Source organism: Pontibacter sp. YIM B11418, from assembly GCF_059278805.1.
In genome coordinates, this window is sequence record NZ_JCAEMH010000007.1 from 177742 (window position 1) to 195628 (window position 17887).

14 protein-coding genes are annotated in these 17887 nt (G+C 51.2%); 6 read left to right on the forward strand and 8 right to left on the reverse strand.

Annotation, left to right across the window (positions count from 1 at the left end; translation table 11 throughout):
• Positions 1-132: 132 nt before the first annotated feature.
• The 4 genes from AC4QZR_RS17570 to AC4QZR_RS17585 form a co-directional block, all read right to left on the reverse strand.
• Positions 133-1155, reverse strand: coding sequence for a hypothetical protein (locus AC4QZR_RS17570; protein ID WP_494482093.1), 1023 nt, complete (start codon positions 1153-1155; stop codon positions 133-135).
• Between the two features lie 450 nt (positions 1156-1605).
• Positions 1606-2544, reverse strand: coding sequence for a TerC family protein (locus AC4QZR_RS17575; RefSeq protein WP_253401527.1), 939 nt, complete (start codon positions 2542-2544; stop codon positions 1606-1608).
• Positions 2545-2835: 291 nt separating this feature from the next.
• Positions 2836-4233, reverse strand: a complete 1398-nt coding sequence (fumC, locus tag AC4QZR_RS17580; protein WP_253401530.1) for a class II fumarate hydratase — start codon at positions 4231-4233, stop codon at positions 2836-2838.
• 110 nt (positions 4234-4343) lie between these two features.
• On the reverse strand, positions 4344-5060 hold the full coding sequence (locus tag AC4QZR_RS17585; protein ID WP_494482094.1) for a hypothetical protein: 717 nt from the start codon (positions 5058-5060) through the stop codon (positions 4344-4346).
• Between the two features lie 266 nt (positions 5061-5326).
• Between AC4QZR_RS17585 and AC4QZR_RS17590 the strand changes: the two genes are divergently transcribed.
• From AC4QZR_RS17590 to AC4QZR_RS17615, 6 genes are all read left to right on the forward strand, one after another.
• Complete coding sequence (locus AC4QZR_RS17590; RefSeq protein ID WP_494482095.1) at positions 5327-8266, forward strand: CHASE domain-containing protein; 2940 nt, start codon at positions 5327-5329, stop codon at positions 8264-8266.
• A gap of 69 nt (positions 8267-8335) precedes the next feature.
• Positions 8336-9721, forward strand: coding sequence for a DNA repair protein RadA (gene radA, locus AC4QZR_RS17595; RefSeq protein ID WP_076668344.1), 1386 nt, complete (start codon positions 8336-8338; stop codon positions 9719-9721).
• A 194-nt stretch (positions 9722-9915) separates the two neighbouring features.
• Complete coding sequence (locus AC4QZR_RS17600) at positions 9916-11331, forward strand: redoxin domain-containing protein (RefSeq protein WP_494482096.1); 1416 nt, start codon at positions 9916-9918, stop codon at positions 11329-11331.
• A gap of 209 nt (positions 11332-11540) precedes the next feature.
• A complete protein-coding gene (locus tag AC4QZR_RS17605) occupies positions 11541-12728 on the forward strand; it encodes a baeRF7 domain-containing protein (protein ID WP_494482097.1) in 1188 nt (395 codons plus the stop codon).
• Positions 12729-12815: 87 nt separating this feature from the next.
• Positions 12816-13838: an SPASM domain-containing protein gene (locus tag AC4QZR_RS17610; protein WP_494482098.1), complete on the forward strand. Its 1023-nt coding sequence runs from the start codon at positions 12816-12818 to the stop codon at positions 13836-13838.
• A gap of 38 nt (positions 13839-13876) precedes the next feature.
• Positions 13877-14809, forward strand: coding sequence for a mechanosensitive ion channel family protein (locus AC4QZR_RS17615; protein ID WP_494482099.1), 933 nt, complete (start codon positions 13877-13879; stop codon positions 14807-14809).
• A 49-nt stretch (positions 14810-14858) separates the two neighbouring features.
• On the opposite strand, the gene AC4QZR_RS17620 is transcribed toward AC4QZR_RS17615, so the two are convergent.
• The 4 genes from AC4QZR_RS17620 to AC4QZR_RS17635 form a co-directional block, all read right to left on the reverse strand.
• A complete protein-coding gene (locus AC4QZR_RS17620; RefSeq protein ID WP_253401546.1) occupies positions 14859-15197 on the reverse strand; it encodes a hypothetical protein in 339 nt (112 codons plus the stop codon).
• 349 nt (positions 15198-15546) lie between these two features.
• On the reverse strand, positions 15547-15723 hold the full coding sequence (locus AC4QZR_RS17625; RefSeq protein WP_253401548.1) for a FeoB-associated Cys-rich membrane protein: 177 nt from the start codon (positions 15721-15723) through the stop codon (positions 15547-15549).
• Between the two features lie 34 nt (positions 15724-15757).
• Positions 15758-16561, reverse strand: coding sequence for an inositol monophosphatase family protein (locus AC4QZR_RS17630; protein WP_494482100.1), 804 nt, complete (start codon positions 16559-16561; stop codon positions 15758-15760).
• Positions 16558-17796, reverse strand: coding sequence for an Lnb N-terminal periplasmic domain-containing protein (locus AC4QZR_RS17635; protein ID WP_494482101.1), 1239 nt, complete (start codon positions 17794-17796; stop codon positions 16558-16560). The genes AC4QZR_RS17630 and AC4QZR_RS17635 overlap by 4 nt, the downstream gene beginning before the upstream one ends.
• Between the last annotated feature and the right edge of the window lie 91 nt (positions 17797-17887).

A 17887-nucleotide genomic window follows, 5' to 3' on the forward strand; every position in this document is an offset into this window, starting at 1 on the left:
TTATTGAAAATAAAATTACTTTTAGTACGATGGATTACCCTAAATGATTCGGGATAGACAGATTTAGAACCTGTTGCAAACAAAAAAAGCAGCCCCTTTCAGAGCTGCTTTCCTGTTTATGTATTTCCAATCCTACTCCTTTAACTTAAGCGGGTAATCGGAGCAGCGGGCTTCTATTACCCTGAAGCTGCCATATTCTTTCTTCAATGACGCAGAAGGGTCTGCATTGACAGGTATAAGCTGCTGTTCGCCGCGCTGTGTTTTGATCTCCAGAGACTCTCCGAATGCGTTGGCCGCCGAAGCTGCGATCTTAAACGCGGTGCCCGGTTTCATGCCTTTCGCTTCAAAAACTACGTTGCCGCTGTTCCCCTCCTGCACCGACTTTACGGTGACATTGGTAGGTTTCTCTCCGGTATATTCCAGCCACAAGGTATGCACATCCTGATAGCGGGCGTCATCGTAGCGTCCCTGTCCCTCAATGCACAGCTGTAGACGTGCCACAGCGCCAGAACCTACTTTGCTCCGTTCATTTCCGAAAGTCACGATGGCTTTTGCTACGCCAGGCACATTGTTAAAAGACATGATTACAGTAGAGTTTTTCTCTCCGGTCGGGATTACCTTCTGCTCCAGCAACTGGCCGCTGCGGCTATAGAGCTCCACTTTAGAGCCTTTGTCCTCGTCGGCAATATCCGTGAAAACCATGGTCTTCATCGTAACCGTGCTCACGGGCGAGAAGTCCAGCACAAGGCGGCCGCCTTCGCGGTTGGCTTTCTGACCGGTGCCATCACCTACTGTTAGCAGGCCATTCATCGCCAGCATGTTGGCATCCATCCAGTTCACGAGATCGGTAGCCGGATCGTGCGCGTCGAGCAACAGTGCCGGTGTTTCCGGAAGATACTTGCCATTTTGCCCTCTCTTCTGGGCCTTTACAATCATGACGGCACCGTCCTCTTCTATCACGTCAGCTGTGCGGGGCAGTGGGCCTTCACCAAATGACTGCACCAGGTTGCAGGTTGTCGGGTCGTAGCCGATCAGGTTATCGCTTTGCGCAGTAGCCATAGGCGCAACAACATCGTGCTCGTCGGTGCGCTCACAGGAGAAAAGAAAAAGGGAAGCGAAAGCAATGGCGAATGTTTTTGTACTAAATGTTTTCATAGGGAAAATAACAGGGTGAAAAAGAAAATAAAAAAACCTATGTATTGGTTAAAGAATTAAAATATTAAAATTGCATTATGTACTGCGGTAATCGTCGTGCATTAAACTAATGCACAGCCATTGAGATCCGCCCTAGTTGGTCGAATGTGGGTTAATAGGTAACAAGAAGGGGTATATTGCTTACTTGAAGCTTCTGGATTGGGATACGTGACTTATTCCGGAACTGTTTAAGAGATTGGATTAAAAACGATAATTTTCTTTAACCAGATGTTGAGAAATGCAGGAGATAAGATTTTGGCGGATAATTATTTTAGGACGAATTAAATTGTACTTTAAAGCCAAATAAGAAAGCAGCCCCTCTCGGAGCTGCTTTTTCTGTTGTATCATCTAAAATGTGAGGCTTCCATCAAACGGCAGCTTCATCCTTCTAACCGAAGGAAAGGACCATCACTACATCCCCTGCCCGTTCATTCGATTGTCCTTCCTTGTTTTCACAAAAGACAAAACGATACTAAAGATCAGGATGATAGCGATCACCAGCAGGGATATGAAAGTAGGGATCTTGAAAATATCGATCAGTAGCATTTTCGTGCCTACAAATGTCAGTATGATGGCAAGACCGTAGGACAGGTAAACAAAACGGTCTACTACGTGGGCGAGGGCGAAATACAGCGAACGCAGTCCCAGGATGGCGAAAACGTTAGAGGTATAGACGATGAACTGGTCCTGCGTAATGGCAAGTATGGCCGGAATGCTGTCCACAGCAAAGATCAGGTCGGTAGTTTCGATCAGTATCAGTACCAAGAACAAAGGAGTTGCAAGCCGCTTGCCGTCGACTTTTACGAAGAACTTGTCGCCATGTAATTGGTTTGTCACCGGCATTACCCTCCTGAAAAACTTGATAACAGGGTTGTTTTCCGGATCGATCGACGTGCCCTTATTCGTAAACATTTTGTATCCGGTATAGATCAGGAAGGCACCAAAAATGTAAATAGTCCAGTGAAACTTCTCGATGAGGGCAACGCCAGCGAAAATAAAGATCACGCGCATGACCAGCGCCCCGAGGATACCCCAAAACAGGATCTTGTGCTGGTAGATGGCAGGTATACCGAAATAACCAAAAACAAGCACAAACACGAAGATATTGTCTACACTCAGCGATTTTTCAATAAGGTAACCGGTCAGAAACTCTACCGCTTTCGCCTCACCAAACCAGTAATAAATAAGCCCGTTAAAAGTTAATGCAAGGCTGATCCAGACGCCTGACCAGGTCAGGGCTTCTTTTACAGAAACTACGTGTGCCTTCCGGTTAAAAACCCCCAGGTCAAGGGCAAGCATAAGCAGCACGAATACGTTGAACCCAATCCAAAATGAAGCATTTACTTCCATAAGTGTTTATATAATTAAAGTTAAGCTACAGCGCTTATAAGGTGTTTGTTAAAAGCAAGACCTGTTTTGTTTACAAATTTAATCAGAACGGGTTCTAAGCACATGATGTTTTTAACTACAGGCACCAAAACAAGATAGAAAACACGAAAAGCAGCCTAAACAGCAACTACTTTTCCTTAAACTAATAGTAGCTATAGAAGAATAGGTGTATAAAGTATATGAGGTCTCATTGTAAAACTAAAAAGCAGCCCCAAATGGAGCTGCTTTTTCTTTATAAGTCAGATGTATTTTTTACTTCTTCAAGCTACCGATCATATCTTCCGGCTTCACCCACTCGTCGTACTGCTCGTTTGTCAGCAATTCGAGTGCGATGGCCGCCTGACGCAGGGTAGTGCCCTCTTTATGAGCTTTCTTCGCGATTTTGGCAGCATTATCGTAACCGATATGCGGGTTCAGAGCCGTTACCAGCATCAGGGAATTCTCGAGGTTCTCTTTAATGCGGGCCGTGTTCGGCTCTATACCTACAGCACAATGCTTGTCGAATGAGTCGCAGGCATCACCGATCAGTTGGGCGCTCATCAGCAGGTTGTAGATCATCACCGGTTTAAACACGTTCAGCTCGAAATGGCCGTTCATGCCACCAACTGAGATTGCCACGTCGTTGCCGATCACCTGGGCGCATACCATGGTCATAGCCTCGGCCTGTGTTGGGTTTACTTTGCCTGGCATGATGGAGGAACCCGGCTCGTTTTCAGGTATAAGGATCTCGGCTATACCTGAGCGCGGACCAGAGGCCAGCAAACGGATGTCGTTGGCGATCTTCATCAGCGATACAGCCAGTTGCTTCAGGGCGCCGGAGGTTTCTACCATGGCGTCATGCGCGGCAAGTGCCTCGAACTTATTGGGAGCCGTACGGAACTCATGGCCAGCGTACTTGGATATCTTCTCAGCAACCAGCTCTGCATAGCCAGCTGGTGTGTTCAGGCCTGTACCTACGGCAGAACCGCCCAGCGCGAGGTCTTTCAGGTGGTCCAGCGTGTTATTCAGCGCCTTCATACCATACTCCAGCTGCTTCACGTATCCAGACAGTTCCTGGCCCAGTGTCAGTGGCGTGGCGTCCATCAGGTGCGTACGGCCAATTTTCACCACATCCATAAACTCCTCAGACTTCGCCTGCAGTGTGTCGTGCAGTTTCTTCACCATGGGCAGCGTGTGCTCCACCACTTTCTTGTAGGCGGCAATGTGCATGGCTGTCGGGAAGGTATCATTCGAAGACTGCGACTTATTCACGTCATCGTTCGGATGGATCTTCTTTTTCTCGTCCATCAGGTTGCCGCCCAGCACTACGTGCGCACGGTTGGCTACCACTTCGTTCACGTTCATGTTCGACTGTGTACCTGAGCCTGTCTGCCATACCACCAGCGGGAACTGGTCGTCGAGCTTGCCAGCCAGGATCTCGTCGCATACCTGCGAGATGATGTCGGCTTTGTCCTGCGCCAGCACACCCAGCTCAGCGTTGGCCTGCGCTGCCGATTTTTTCAGGATAGCGAAGGCCTCAATTACCTCTTTCGGCATCTGCTGACCACCGATCGTGAAGTTTTCTTTTGAGCGCTGTGTCTGCGCGCCCCAGTATTTGTCGGCAGGCACCTCAATCGGGCCCATCGTGTCTTTCTCTACGCGAACTTGCATATCGTTTATACTTAGGTTTAAAGGATCAGTTTAACTCCGGCAAAACTACGAAAATATTCTTTCACGGCCGCTGTACAGGTATAATCAAGGTATGGCCTATACCTGCCTATTTACCGGATCACGCGCTTGCCTGAACGGTCGGACAAAAGGGCAATCAAATCTAACGGTACAGGCTTCAGGTAAGATGTGTTCAGGATGGTCTGGTCTTCGAACGTGATGAGGTACCCGCCCTCCTCACCCAGGTAGTGGATGCTCTCGATCGCGCTGTGCGGGTAGGTGCGCTCCTGGTTGAGCATGTTGGTCAACTGCACCTGGTTTTCGTCTACGTTCGCATGCCAGCGCATGGCAAACCAAAGCACCACCACCGAGATACCCAGCATGATAACAAACAGGATGCGGTAGATGCGGGTGGAGCGAATCCCTTCCTGCTGGATCAGGTATTGTCTGTACAGGTCCAGGTCCTGGCTAAGGAGCGTGCTTTGTGAGAGTCGCAACGGCAGCAGCGCCGTGGTGAGACCCAGCAGCAGGCCCGGCGCAAAGAAGGCCTTGAAATTGGGCGTCAGCACAAACATGTGCTCCGAGGATAGGTGCAGTATGCTGGCGAGCATGGCCAGCGCCCCTGCAAAGAACACGGAGAGCACCGAGGCAAAAACAAAGTAGGCAATTGTCAGTTGCCATTCTTTCTTCTGCATGTAGCGCGACTCATCGGCGCTGATGGAAGCCTTCTGCCCTGCCGGTGATAGCCGGCGCAGCGCATAGCGCAGCACAGGCAGGAGTACAGCCACAGCGATGAAACTCAACAGCAGGCTTTTCAGAATATCTATCATGGTAAAAGGTGTTTGATGTAAAATTAACACGCAAAGCCCAATTTCCTGTATTTAATTCGGCATTATCCATTTAATTATAGATAACTCAGGTATAACCAAGGGCTGGCTCGCAGTGCCGCCACCTCTGGATTTTAAGCCCCCTAAATGTTGCAGGGGTTACAATAAATTCGTTATTTTTGATGACCTAACCATTGAACTAAGTGCTGCTGCCGGCCGTTGTTTTGCGCAAGGCCGGTGTTTTTTTGAATAGCCTGTTCATTTCATTTATGAAACTTTCCAAACTGGTAGCGTTTGTCCGGGAGTATCTGATCGCGATCTCGTCTTTTCTGCTTATTTTTCTGTTAACACTTTTTATTTACTCAGAGACGAAGAAGAAGGCGCTGGAGCGAAACGAAAAACTCTTCGAACTAAAGGCAGTACAGGCTACTCAGGCACTGGAACTGCGCATGCGCGACTATACCCAGATACTGGTGGGTGCGAAGGCTCTTTTCGTGGCATCCGACACAATTACCCGCGAAGACTGGGCACAATATTACAGGACGCTGAAGCTGGAGGAAAACTATCCCGGCATACAGGGCGTGGGCTATACCCATTTTGTGAAACCCGAAGAGTTGCCTGCCCATATCAGCCGCTTTCGCAAGGAAGGTTTCAAGGATTATACTATCCGTCCGGACAACCCCCGTTCTACCTATACCTCCATCATATACCTAGAGCCGCTCGACAAACGCAACCGGCGGGCCATAGGCTACGACATGTTCAGCGACTCGACACGGCGCTCGGCCATGCAGATGGCCCGTGATACCCGCAAACCGGCACTGTCTGGCAAGGTAAGGCTGGTGCAGGAAACAGGAGTGGACGAGCAGGCCGGCTTCCTGATCTACCTGCCCATTTATGAAGACAATGCCGAGCCCGAATCCATCAAGGAGCGCCAGCGGCTGATCAAAGGGTACGTTTACAGTCCTTTCCGGGCCGAAGACCTGATGTTGGCGGTGTGGGGGAGTAATTATCGCGACCTGGATATAGAAGTGTACGACGGCACTGGCCTGGGAAAAGAAGACCTGCTTTTCAATACAGACAGCGTGTTGCATTATCATGCTGCTAAAAAGCCGGAGCTTGACATGCTGAGTACCCTGAGCATCGGCAATCAGACATGGCGCGTGTACTTTTCTGCCAAGCCCTCGTTTGCGCGCTCCGCCGATACTGAACTACCTTACTTTATTTTGCTGGGTGGTACCATCATCAGTTTGCTGATGTTCTTCATCATCTGGTCGCTCATCAATACGCGCCGCTCCAACAGCCTCAAACAGACGATTACCGACAATGCCACGGCGGCCCTGTTTATCATCGACGCAGATGGCATTTGTACCTTTATGAACCCTGCGGCAGAAGAAATGACCGGCTTTGAGTTCTCGGAGATGCAGAACAAGTCGCTGCACAAGATGGTGCACCACACCAGGCCGGACGGCACGCCATACCCGGCAGCAGAGTGCCCGCTGCGCAATGCGCTGCATAATGGAGTAGAGACAAAAGAGGTATACGAAGAAGTATTCGTGCGTAAAGACGGCAGCTTTTTCGATGTATCCTGCGCTGTACACCCGATCAAGGATGGCAGCCGCGACGCCTACGCTATCATTGAGGTGCAGGACATTACAGAAGAGAAGCGAGCTCAGCAAGCTATTATTGAGAGTGAGGCCCGCTTCCGTACCATGGCCGACAACGCCCCCGTGATCATCACCATCCTCGACATCTGGAAGCAGAGCGTGTATGTGAACAAGCAGTGGCTTGACTTTAGCGGGCAGAACTTCGAAGACAGCATCAACTTCGGCTGGCAGCAGATCATCCATCCGCAGGACATGCCGGGCTTTGATGAGCAGTATAACAGCGCCCTTGCCTCAGAAAGCGATTTCAGTGTAGAGGTGCGCATGCGTCGTCATGATGGGCAGTACCGCTGGATGGTGGTGACCTGCACGCCGCGCGTCGGTACCAATGGAGACTTCCTGGGGCATATCAGTTCGGCCATCGATATTACGGATATAAAAGAGGCGGACCGCAAAGTGAAGCAGAATGCCGAGCTGCTGCAGAAGCTTTTCCTCGAGGTGCCGGCCTTGGTAGGGCTCGTGCGCGCCTCGGACCAGCAGTACCTGTTGGCCAACCCGCTTTACCGTAAGCTGTTCGGTAACCGCCTGCTGGTAGGCAAAACGCTGCGCGAGGCCCATCCCGAACTGGAGTACCGGGGTGTATTGGAGGAGATAAAGAAGGTATTTGGAACCGGCTCCCCTTATGTAGGCAAGGAGGTGTCCCTTATGGTGGATAACCACAACAACGGCAGCCTGACGCAAGGTTATTTCAACATCGTGATACAGCCGCTCATGGATGCGAAGGGCAAACCGGAGGCAGTGCTCATTTTCGCGGTGGAGGTAACAGAATTGGTAAAGGCTCGCACCAAACTCGTGTCTACCAACGAGGAGCTCAGCCTGAAAAACATGGAGCTGCTGCGCACCAACAACGACCTCGACAACTTCGTCTACACCGCCTCGCACGATCTGAAGTCTCCGATTGCCAATATGGAGGGCCTGTCCAACCTGCTGCGCGACATCCTGGAGGGCAAACTGGAAGGCGAAGACAAGCAGTTGCTCGACATGCTGGCCGATGCGATTGACAAGCTGAAACGGACTATTGCCGACCTGGCAGAGATCACCAAAGTGCAGAAAGGGTTGCACGCCAAAGTGGAGCCGCTGGAGTTTGAGCACATATTGCAGGATGTGATGCTGGATATTGACAGTCTCGCAAAGGAGTCGAATGCGAATGTGCAGGTAGATTTCCAAGTGAAGAATCTGCTGTATGCCCGCAAGAACCTGCGAAGCATCATCTACAACCTGGTGTCGAATGCGCTCAAGTACCGCAAGCCGGACCTGACCCCGGAGGTGCAAATCAGCACCTATATGGAAGATGATTATGTGGTGCTGCGCGTGCAGGACAACGGGCTCGGCATCAAAAAAGGACAGGAGCAAAAGCTCTTTAACATGTTTAAGCGCCTGCACAATCACGTAGAAGGCACAGGTATAGGGCTGTACATTGTGAAGCGGATTATTGAAAACAATGGCGGCCGCATAGAGCTGGAAAGCGAATTGGGACAAGGTACCACCTTCAGGGTATACTTTAAGCAGGTGCCGGTAGAGGAAGCGGTAAAACCAGAACAGGTATAGCACTCATTTTTAATCAATTTAAGAACACGTCAGCCCGGATTCAAAAGGGCTGCATAGGTATAAAGCTGAATGGCTAAAATCAAAACTTCTTATTTCTGCCAGAACTGCGGGGCGCAGTCAGCCAAGTGGATTGGCAAATGCCCTGCCTGCGGCGAGTGGAACACCTACGTGGAGGAAGTGGTGCAGCGCGAAGAGCTCACCCCTACCAGCGTATGGAAAGTAGGCAATACCAGCAGTTCGGCGCAGGTGGCCAACAAGCCTAAACCCATTGCCGACATCAACTACCAGGAGCAACAGCGCATCCAGACCGTAGACCAGGAGCTGAACCGGGTGTTGGGCGGCGGCATTGTGCCGGGCTCCATGGTGCTGATAGGCGGCGAGCCAGGTATAGGCAAGTCCACGCTGATGCTGCAGATTGCCCTGAGCCTGACGGGGCTGCGGGTGCTGTATGTGAGCGGCGAGGAAAGTGAGCACCAAATCAAAATGCGGGCTGAGCGCCTCAATGCCCAGACCTCCGACTGCTTCATCCTGACCGAAACCGGCACCCAGAACATCTTCAAGCAAATAGAGCAGTTGCGCCCGCAGGTACTCATCATCGACTCCATCCAAACGCTGCACTCATCCTTCATAGAGGCCGGGGCCGGTAGCGTGAGCCAGGTGCGCGAATGTACAGCGGAGTTGCTGAAGTTCGCCAAAGAAAGCGGTACGCCCGTTTTCCTGATCGGCCACATCACCAAAGAAGGCAACCTGGCCGGGCCTAAGATACTGGAGCACATGGTGGACACGGTACTGACCTTCGAGGGCGACCGCCACATGACCTACCGTATCCTGCGCACCTCCAAGAATCGTTTTGGCTCTACTTCTGAACTGGGCATTTACGAAATGCTGGGCACAGGCCTGCGAGAAGTGAGCAACCCATCTGAGATACTGATCTCGCAGCGTGAGGATGCATTCAGTGGTATAGCTATTGGCGCTACATTAGAGGGCAATCGACCATTGCTGATCGAGGTGCAAAGCCTGGTAACGCCTGCCACTTACGGTACGCCACAGCGCACCAGCACCGGTTTCGATGGCAAGCGTCTGAACATGCTGCTGGCTGTGCTGGAGAAGCGCGGCGGGTATAGACTCGGTGCACAGGACGTGTTTCTGAACATAGCTGGCGGCCTGAAGGTGGAAGACCCGGCGCTTGACCTGGCCGTGTGCGCCTCCATCCTCTCTTCTTTCGAGGACATTGCCATACCCAGCACCTCGTGTTTTGCAGCGGAAGTAGGCCTTGGCGGCGAGGTGCGGGCTGTAAACCGTATCGAAAACCGTATTACCGAAGCCGAAAAGCTGGGCTTCCGGGACATCTACATCTCCAAGTACAACAAGAAAGGCGTGGACCTAAGCAAGTTTTCGATTAACGTGCACGCTTTTGGACGATTGGAGGAAGTGTTTGCCTCCCTGTTTGGTTAGAATTGTGCTTTAAGCAGGAAGGATTTCTATCTTTCGTATAACTTTTAGGGCAGCGTTGGGATTTGGAATTATATTCTATATAATTAATGTTGAGTGCGTTAGCTGTGATCTTCAATTTCCTGGACAGGGAAATCGGATTTGCGGCTAACTCAACCAAAATTAGATTTTATAAGACACCCCTACCCGCTGTACCTATGAAACGGACGCTTACCCTATTGCTGGCATGCATGCTGGCAACGCATTGCCTGTTGGCTCAAAGTACCGTTACCATTACGGGAAAAGTTCAAAAAGGCCTGCAGGATGACATCTTCATCGCCTCCCTCCCCTCTTTATTATTTCCGGAAGAACAGCGCACATTTGCCGAGGTGGACAAGGGCCGTTTCAGGTTTGAGCTGCCCGTTAGCAAACCTATGACAGTAGAGCTGGTGTACGGCGACGAATCAGTGCCGCTATACCTGGAGCCGGGCTTTGAACTGCAGGTCTCGTTTGCAGCTGGCAAAATGCTCAAGACGCTAAAATACAGCGGACAGGGCGCCAACGAAAACAACTACCTGGCCTTGCATACCTATCGCTTCGACGAGGAGGAAGATTACCAGACCCTGCCTGACAATGTGCGGCTTTCAGAACAGGCGTTTCTACAGTTTCTGGAATTCCGCAAGGAGGACCAGCTGGCCATCTTCGAAAAAAAGATAGAAGCCAAGCCGGTGAGCGAACATTTCCGGCAAATGATACTGGCTGAGATCGAATATAGCTACGCCAACGATCGCCTCACCTTTTTTGACATGCGCGAGCTGATGCGACTGCCAATGCAGCTTAGTCCCTCTGCCACCTACTTCGATTTCCTGGATGACCTGGAAATGAAGCAACCTGTCAGTCTGGAGGCCATCAGCTTTCCGGCTTTCCTGCGCAACTACATCCGGTTTATAGGGCAGCAAGCCAAGCTGGAAACGAGCGACATACACTATTATAAAAAGGCCTACGATGAGGTGAGCTATACCTTGCAGGGGCAGGCGCGCGTGATGGCGCAAGCCTACCTCATACGCCTGTCGCTGCAGCAGGGCAACGTGCTGCACCTGCCTGCCATGCTGCAGGATTTCAACCAGAACGAAGGTATAGCCGCCGTGCACACCAACTTGCTGCGCCAGTACGAGAGCCACCCGGGCCTGGGTACAGGCAGTGCCGCTCCTGACTTCAGCCTGAAGGATATAAACGGGGAACTGGTCTCGCTCAGCGATTTTAAAGGCAAGATTGTATACCTGAGTTTCTGGCGCACGGACTGTGGCCTGTGCATGGTAGAACAACCGCATGCGCAGGAACTGGCCCGAAAACTACAGCCCCACGACGTGGTGCTCATAAATATAGGAGTAGATGAAAACGAACAGGCCTGGCGCAATGTGGTGCAGTCGAGAGGCTTTGGCGGCGTGCAGCTATACCTGAAGGGACAGGGCCATGAACTGGCCCGAAGGTATGGCCTCAAAGACGTGCCGGCTTACTTCCTGATAGACGAAAATGGCACCATCCTGAGCACAAAACCCCGCCGTCCCATAGACAGGGAAGTAGAAAAGGAAATTCTGCAGCATGTGATGAGCAACCGCGCCTCCCGCAGGTAGGCAGCTATACCTTATACTTTTTCAAGAGCCGCCTGTCGCGTTAACGTGACAGGCGGTTTTGTTTTTGGATGCTGATCCCTTCTTTACTGATGCATAAATAACCGTGCATTTGTTTGGTGCGTAATTAAAGCCTAACCCCTCTACGCAACGGGGCAATCAAAAGAAATTGATTGTTTGAGATATCCTTATTCATTTAACCGCTAGAAAATATGGCTTTAATTAACAAAAGTGACATTGAGAAACTGCTTAATGTGCAGAGCAACACGAAGGGCGCACTTTGCATCTCTATTTACATACCTACTCACCGCGCCGGCCATGAAACCCTGAATGGTCAGAATCAGACACTTTTTAAAAACAAACTGAAAGAAGCGCGCGCCCTGCTGGCCAGACACGATGTGCCAGAGGCAGAAATTAACGCCTACCTGCAGCCTGCCGAAGGACTACTGGACGACACCGGATTCTGGCGCCACCAAGCCGAAGGGCTGGCCGTGTTTCTGACCAAAGGTTTCTCGGCACACTATACCTTGCCGACCACCATGCCAGACGTGGTATACGTGCTCGACCAGTTCTACTTCACACCCATGTTGCCCCTCCTGAGCCAGAACGGCCGTTTCTTTATCTTGTCGCTTTACCGCGAGCGTATCGGTTTTTACGAAGCCACTATTGAACGTATCCGGCAGATAGACATCAGTGCTTTTGCGCCGGAGAGCATGAACGAGGCGCTCAAGTTCACGCTGAAAGGTAAGGACCAGGATTTCCATAACTCGACCACAACCGTAAACGGCTCCAACATTGTGCATGGAGCGGGAGCCAGCAAAGGCGACGAAGAGCACGACGAGGTAATTGAGTTCATCCACGAGATAGACAACAGCCTGCAGGAGATTCTGCACAACGCCACCGAGCCACTCGTGCTGGCCGGCGTGGACCACTACTGCGCCCTGTACCGCAAGTTCAGTAAGTACAAGCATATCGTGCCGCAGCACATCAACCTGAACGAGAGCGCCGCAGGTATGAGCCCGCAGACCATACATGAGAAGGCGCTGGAGGTGATGAAGCCGCTGATGCAGCAGAGCCATACCGACTCGCTGAGCCGCTACGAGAACGTGGCAGGCACAGGCGTAACGTCCGAAGACATTGCCACGGTAGCCGCTGAAGCGGTGCATGGTCGTGTTGACACGCTGTTTATTACGCCAAGTAACCCGGTATGGGGACGCTACGATGCCAAGAGTGCTGCGGCCGAAGTGCACAAAGACTACCAGCGCGGCGATGACGACCTGATTAACCTTGCGGCCATCAAGACGCTGGCGCAAGGCGGTAAGGTATACGTGAGCAGCTACAACGGTTTGGCCGAGGTGAGTGAAGATGGTGGCAGCGTAAAAGCGCTTTTCCGTTACTAAACAACACGTAATTTTGGCCGTTAGCGCCAGATAGCATAATTTAGAGGGCAGCCTTTGTGGGCTGCCCTTTCTTTTGCATACCTGTACATGAAGCTCTACCTCACTGACAAGCTTAACTTCCTGTCGAAACTAACGCCGTTGCGCATGTACAATGCCCTGCAGGTGGCGGGCAGCTATTGGTATGCACGTATGTCGCGGAAAGCGGTGCACTGGGGCGACCCGATCAGCATTTCATTTGAACCGACTACTTCCTGCAACCTGCGCTGCCCCGAGTGCCCCAGCGGCCTCCGCTCCTTCACCAGACCCACTGGTATGCTGCAGAATGATCTGTTCAAAGAGACCATCGATCAGCTGCACAAGCACCTGCTATACCTGATCTTCTACTTTCAGGGCGAGCCATACCTACATAAGAGTTTCCTGGAGTTGGTGAAGTACGCATCAGACCGCGGCATCTATACCGCTACTTCCACCAACGCCCACTTCCTTGATAGCGATACCGCACGCAAGACCGTAGAGTCGGGCCTGGACCGCCTGATCGTATCGATTGACGGCACCACGCAGGAGACCTACGCGGCCTACCGGGTGGGTGGCAAATTGGATAAGGTGCTGGAGGGCACACGACAGGTCGTGAAGTGGAAAAAAGAGCTGAAGTCGCGCACGCCACACATTATGTTTCAGTTTCTGGTGGTAAAGCCCAACGAGCATCAGATTTCGGAAGTGCAGGCGCTGGCCGACGAGCTGGGCGTGGACGAAGTGGTGTTCAAAACAGCACAGATTTATGATTACGAGCAGGGCTCGCCGCTTATACCTACCATCGACTACTATTCCAGGTATAAAAACAATGGCAACGGCAGTTTTTCCATTAAGAACAAATTACTGAACCAGTGCTGGAAGATGTGGCACTCCTGTGTGATCACTTGGGACGGCTTGGTAGTGCCCTGCTGTTTCGACAAAGATGCCGAGTACCGAATGGGGGACGTGAAAGAGCAAAGCTTCCGGCAGGTATGGCGCAGCCCGGGGTATAACCAATTCCGCAAATCGTTGTTACAATCACGGGAAGAGATAGAAATGTGCCGCAACTGCACCGAAGGCACGCGGGTATGGGCTTAGGCTATACCTGAAGGTGATGTGCAACTATCAGATACTATATGAACGATATTAACAAGGCTATCGACCTTTTGCTGGGCAAGCTGGATAATTGGGGTGAGCATTTAATTTTGATGCTGCCCAATATTGCGGTAGCGATCATACTCATAATCATCACATTTGTGGTTGCCCGGTTTATCCGCAACGGACTAGACAAAGTGATAGGACGTATATCGCACAGCGCGGCTCTCAACAACCTGATTTCCAATATCCTCTACATTTCCTTGCTGGCGGTCGGCTTTTTCTTTGTACTCAGCGTGCTACAACTCGACAAGGTGGTCATCTCCTTGCTGGCCGGTGTCGGTATCATCGGTCTGGCTTTAGGTTTTGCCTTTCAAGACATTGCCGCCAACTTTATCTCCGGTATCATCATCGCTGTGCAGAAGCCTTTTGGCGTGGGCGACATGATAGAAACCAACGACTATTTCGGGGTTATTGAACGAGTATCGCTCCGCACGTTAGATATTCGGCAGCCCTCCGGCGAACTGGTGAAACTGCCCAACAAGATGGTGTTTGAAAATCCGGTAACCAACTATTCGAACGGCGGCACACGGCGCATTGATTTGGATGTGGGCGTGTCGTACGGAGAGGATTTGGAGCACGTGCAGCAGGTGGCAATAGAAGCCTTGCAAGATGTGAAGAACCGTGTAAAGAACCGTGATATAGAAGTGATGTACGATGCCTTCGGGGACAGCTCTATTAATTTCAAGGCCCGCTTCTGGATTACTTATTCGCGGCAGGTAGATTTTGTATCAGCTAAGAGCGATGCCATTATCAAGATCAAAAAGGCTTTCGACGCGAACAACATCATGATTCCGTTCCCGATCCGCACACTGGACTTTGGTATAAAAGGCGGCGAGAAGCTGAGCGAGCATCTGGAACAAATGCAGAACCAAATGAAGGATGGTCGTGGAATGACAGACAATGAGGTATAGCCAATACAGGTATAAAACAGAAAGGGCCGACTAATCGGCCCTTTCTGTTTTATTTGTCTTTTTTGTCAAGGTTTTTGCCAAGGTCCTCCACCTGTTTCAGGAAGTCATCGACCTTCGCATCGGCATAAGGTCCGTACGAGTTAGAGATCGTGCCGTGCAGGCCGTTGCTGGTTTCCACGGCATATAGTATCGACATATCATCCGGGTCGCTCTCACCCTCGAATCGGTAAAAGTCTACAATGCGCACCTCATCCGGCCCGAAGGTCTGCTTGTCCTCCATGGTGCACAGTTTGCCCTCTCCAGACACTTTAAAGTCGTAGGTATAGCCGTCCTTGCGAAGGCGGTTGAGTACATTAATGAGGCTTCTTTCTTCTACTTTATCTTGCATAGCGTATAGTTTTAAGGGATATTCAGGTTAGGTATAAACCTATACGCAAATTCAGGCAATGGATACGAAAAAGGGGCTGGAATTATTAATAGCCTCAGGTACTGGAGGCGTAGGAGTTAAAGTAAGCCAGAACAAACTATCAGGTATAGCGCCACGGAACTGACAAAGCTTATACCTAAGGCGTTGAGGATTTGCGCGAAGGTATAACCGAATTCACCCAGGGATAGTTCAGGCATTGTGACCAGGGTGATTTCAGGTATAGATGCTATACCTGGTTAGCTTTTTAGAAAGGAGTAGTCAGACAGTCCTTTGCCGGAAGTTCTTTCGTCAGGCCTGTTTCAAGGTATAGCTATACCGCTTTCTTCTCGAGCTCCTTCTGGATTTTACTAAGGTCGATGGCGGAGCAGCCACCGCAGCCTTTGGCGCATCCGGCATTCTTGTTAGGCATGACGCTGCGGTAAATCACCCGGACCATGTAGGCTATTGCTACCGCGAATATCAGGAAGATGATGATGTTCTGTACCATATGCTCTTATCAACTACACAAATTTACAAAAAGTTTAGGGAAGTGGCTCTTTCCAGTGCTCGGCAATCGTATCGAGCATCTCCTGGTGGATGTTGCCGTTACTGGCCACAATCTCCCGGTCAAAAACATAGTCACCGCCAGCTGTGAACTTTGAGACATGGCCGCCAGCCTCCTGCACAATAATGGCGCCTCCTGCCACGTCCCAGGCATTCAGGTTAAATTCAAAGAAACCCTCAAAACGACCAACCGCCACATAGGCCAGGTCCAGGGCAGCTGAGCCGAGTCGGCGCACGCCATGCGACTTACCCATGAATGCACCTAGCACCTGCAGGTACTGCTGCGTGAGACCGAACTCATAATAAGGAAAGCCTGTGGCGATGAGCGAATCCTTCAACTTTTCCACAGGCGATACCTTAATGGGATTGTCGTTTAAGAACGCGCCGTTGCCCTTTGTCGCATAGAAGCATTCGTCTTTGTTAATCTCGTACACGATGCCCAGCACCACCTCGTCGGCGTCCATCAGCGCTACGCTCACAGAGTAAAGCGGCAAGCCATGGGTAAAGTTAGTGGTGCCATCCAGCGGGTCGATGACCCAGTTGAAGCGCTCGCCGCGGGTGTTGTCGGTTCCCTCTTCTGTAATAAAGCCTGCCTCGGGCAACAAATTACGCAGCGCCTCTACCAGTTGCTTCTCGGCCTCCTTGTCTACGTACGATACCAGGTTATTAAAGCCTTTCAATTCTACCTTGCCCCTGTCGAAGGTCGTTGCTTCGTGCTTGATAAATGCGCCTACTCTTTTGACGATGATATTGGCATTCTGGCAAAGTTGCTGCAAGTTCATATCCGCTCTTTTATTTTAGTGTTCGTGTTGCTGATAACCATTGGCTGTCTGGCAGCCCAAACCGTATACGCGGCTCTTACCAAGAGGGCTAAGGCAATCGGGAAAACAGCGGTATGCAGTTGCTGCGGCCACGCCCACCACAACAGTAGCGTGATGAAAGCCAGCGCAGCCGTTACCAGCATGTATTTCTGCAACCAGCCCGGCAGCACAGGCCTGGCCAGGAAGGCCGCGGCTATAACGTGGGTAGGCAGTGCCCAGAGCAGATTAAAGTTATTGGCAGCCGCCTGATGATCAGTAGCAAACCAAAGCAGAAACAGCAGTACGCCCAGCAGACCCGTGATCAGGAAAAAGAACATGTCAAACGTGCGGCTGCGCTTGCGGCGCTTGTAGTCGAGTGCGGTAATGGCCACTACAAGACAAAAAAATAGCCACCACACCACCACCGGATTAAACGGGCCGCCAGTTGAGGCAGGCGGGGGGCTGTTCTGGAAAATAACGGTTGGCTCGCCTACCAAAGGCACCTGCTGCCCGTTTTGTTGAATCGTGGCGCTGCCGAATCCCTCCGACAGGTAATCGGGCAGGAACATGTATTCGTAAGGCGTGGCTTTCTGGTCGATCGGTGCACCCAGGGCCAGGTCTATTCCGAAATCAGACCAGGGCTGCGGCGGCAGGTATAGGTCGATCAGGTTGCGGAAACTCATGTCCTGATCTAAGTGCGCGATGTTAAAGGCCACTTGCTCGGGGAACGTGGCTTCTATACCATCCCGGATGCGGGTGGCGCAGTTGTCGAAGAAGAAGTCGTAGAGGTAGAAGCGGTTCTGAGGCAGGTAGTTGTTTGTGAGGAATTGCCAGTACTGTTGCTTCTGCGCTTCCGTGAAGTTCATCTCCTGCTCATAGATGGAGCGATTGTCCAGGGTATAGCTGTAGGCGAAATCCTGGAAGTAGGCGATGGAGAGCTTGTAGTTGAGCTTGCCCCGGATGAACTTGATGTAAAAGCCTGGCTCGTTGAAGTCGAAGGTGCCGTAGTTGAACACGATGTCCATACCTGAGGCGGGGTCGTTGACGCGCACGGCACTGTGTCCGAAGATGGCATAGAGTTCATCGCCCGGCGAGCAGGTGATCAGGCTGATTTTGGCCTCCGGCGAAAGTTGGCTGCCCTCAAACTGCGCCTGCGCCTGCAGAGTGGCGAAGAGCAAGGTAAATATGAGTGAAAGCTTTTTAAGGTATAGCTTCATGGTTATATTAATACCGCGACAACCTTATCATGTGTCACGATTTTGTCAAAATTTTTAATCTATTAAAAAGCCCAAGCCCAATAGTCTGGCT

Coding starts and splice junctions, on each gene's coding strand:
- AC4QZR_RS17615 (WP_494482099.1), top strand. CDS start 13,877: ATGAACGATATTAACAAGGCTATCGACCTTTTGCTGGGCAAGCTGGAT.
- AC4QZR_RS17630 (WP_494482100.1), bottom strand. CDS start 16,561: ATGAACTTGCAGCAACTTTGCCAGAATGCCAATATCATCGTCAAAAGA.
- AC4QZR_RS17575 (WP_253401527.1), bottom strand. CDS start 2,544: ATGGAAGTAAATGCTTCATTTTGGATTGGGTTCAACGTATTCGTGCTG.
- AC4QZR_RS17625 (WP_253401548.1), bottom strand. CDS start 15,723: ATGGTACAGAACATCATCATCTTCCTGATATTCGCGGTAGCAATAGCC.
- AC4QZR_RS17585 (WP_494482094.1), bottom strand. CDS start 5,060: ATGATAGATATTCTGAAAAGCCTGCTGTTGAGTTTCATCGCTGTGGCT.
- AC4QZR_RS17620 (WP_253401546.1), bottom strand. CDS start 15,197: ATGCAAGATAAAGTAGAAGAAAGAAGCCTCATTAATGTACTCAACCGC.
- radA (WP_076668344.1), top strand. CDS start 8,336: ATGGCTAAAATCAAAACTTCTTATTTCTGCCAGAACTGCGGGGCGCAG.
- fumC (WP_253401530.1), bottom strand. CDS start 4,233: ATGCAAGTTCGCGTAGAGAAAGACACGATGGGCCCGATTGAGGTGCCT.
- AC4QZR_RS17600 (WP_494482096.1), top strand. CDS start 9,916: ATGAAACGGACGCTTACCCTATTGCTGGCATGCATGCTGGCAACGCAT.
- AC4QZR_RS17610 (WP_494482098.1), top strand. CDS start 12,816: ATGAAGCTCTACCTCACTGACAAGCTTAACTTCCTGTCGAAACTAACG.
- AC4QZR_RS17635 (WP_494482101.1), bottom strand. CDS start 17,796: ATGAAGCTATACCTTAAAAAGCTTTCACTCATATTTACCTTGCTCTTC.
- AC4QZR_RS17605 (WP_494482097.1), top strand. CDS start 11,541: ATGGCTTTAATTAACAAAAGTGACATTGAGAAACTGCTTAATGTGCAG.
- AC4QZR_RS17590 (WP_494482095.1), top strand. CDS start 5,327: ATGAAACTTTCCAAACTGGTAGCGTTTGTCCGGGAGTATCTGATCGCG.
- AC4QZR_RS17570 (WP_494482093.1), bottom strand. CDS start 1,155: ATGAAAACATTTAGTACAAAAACATTCGCCATTGCTTTCGCTTCCCTT.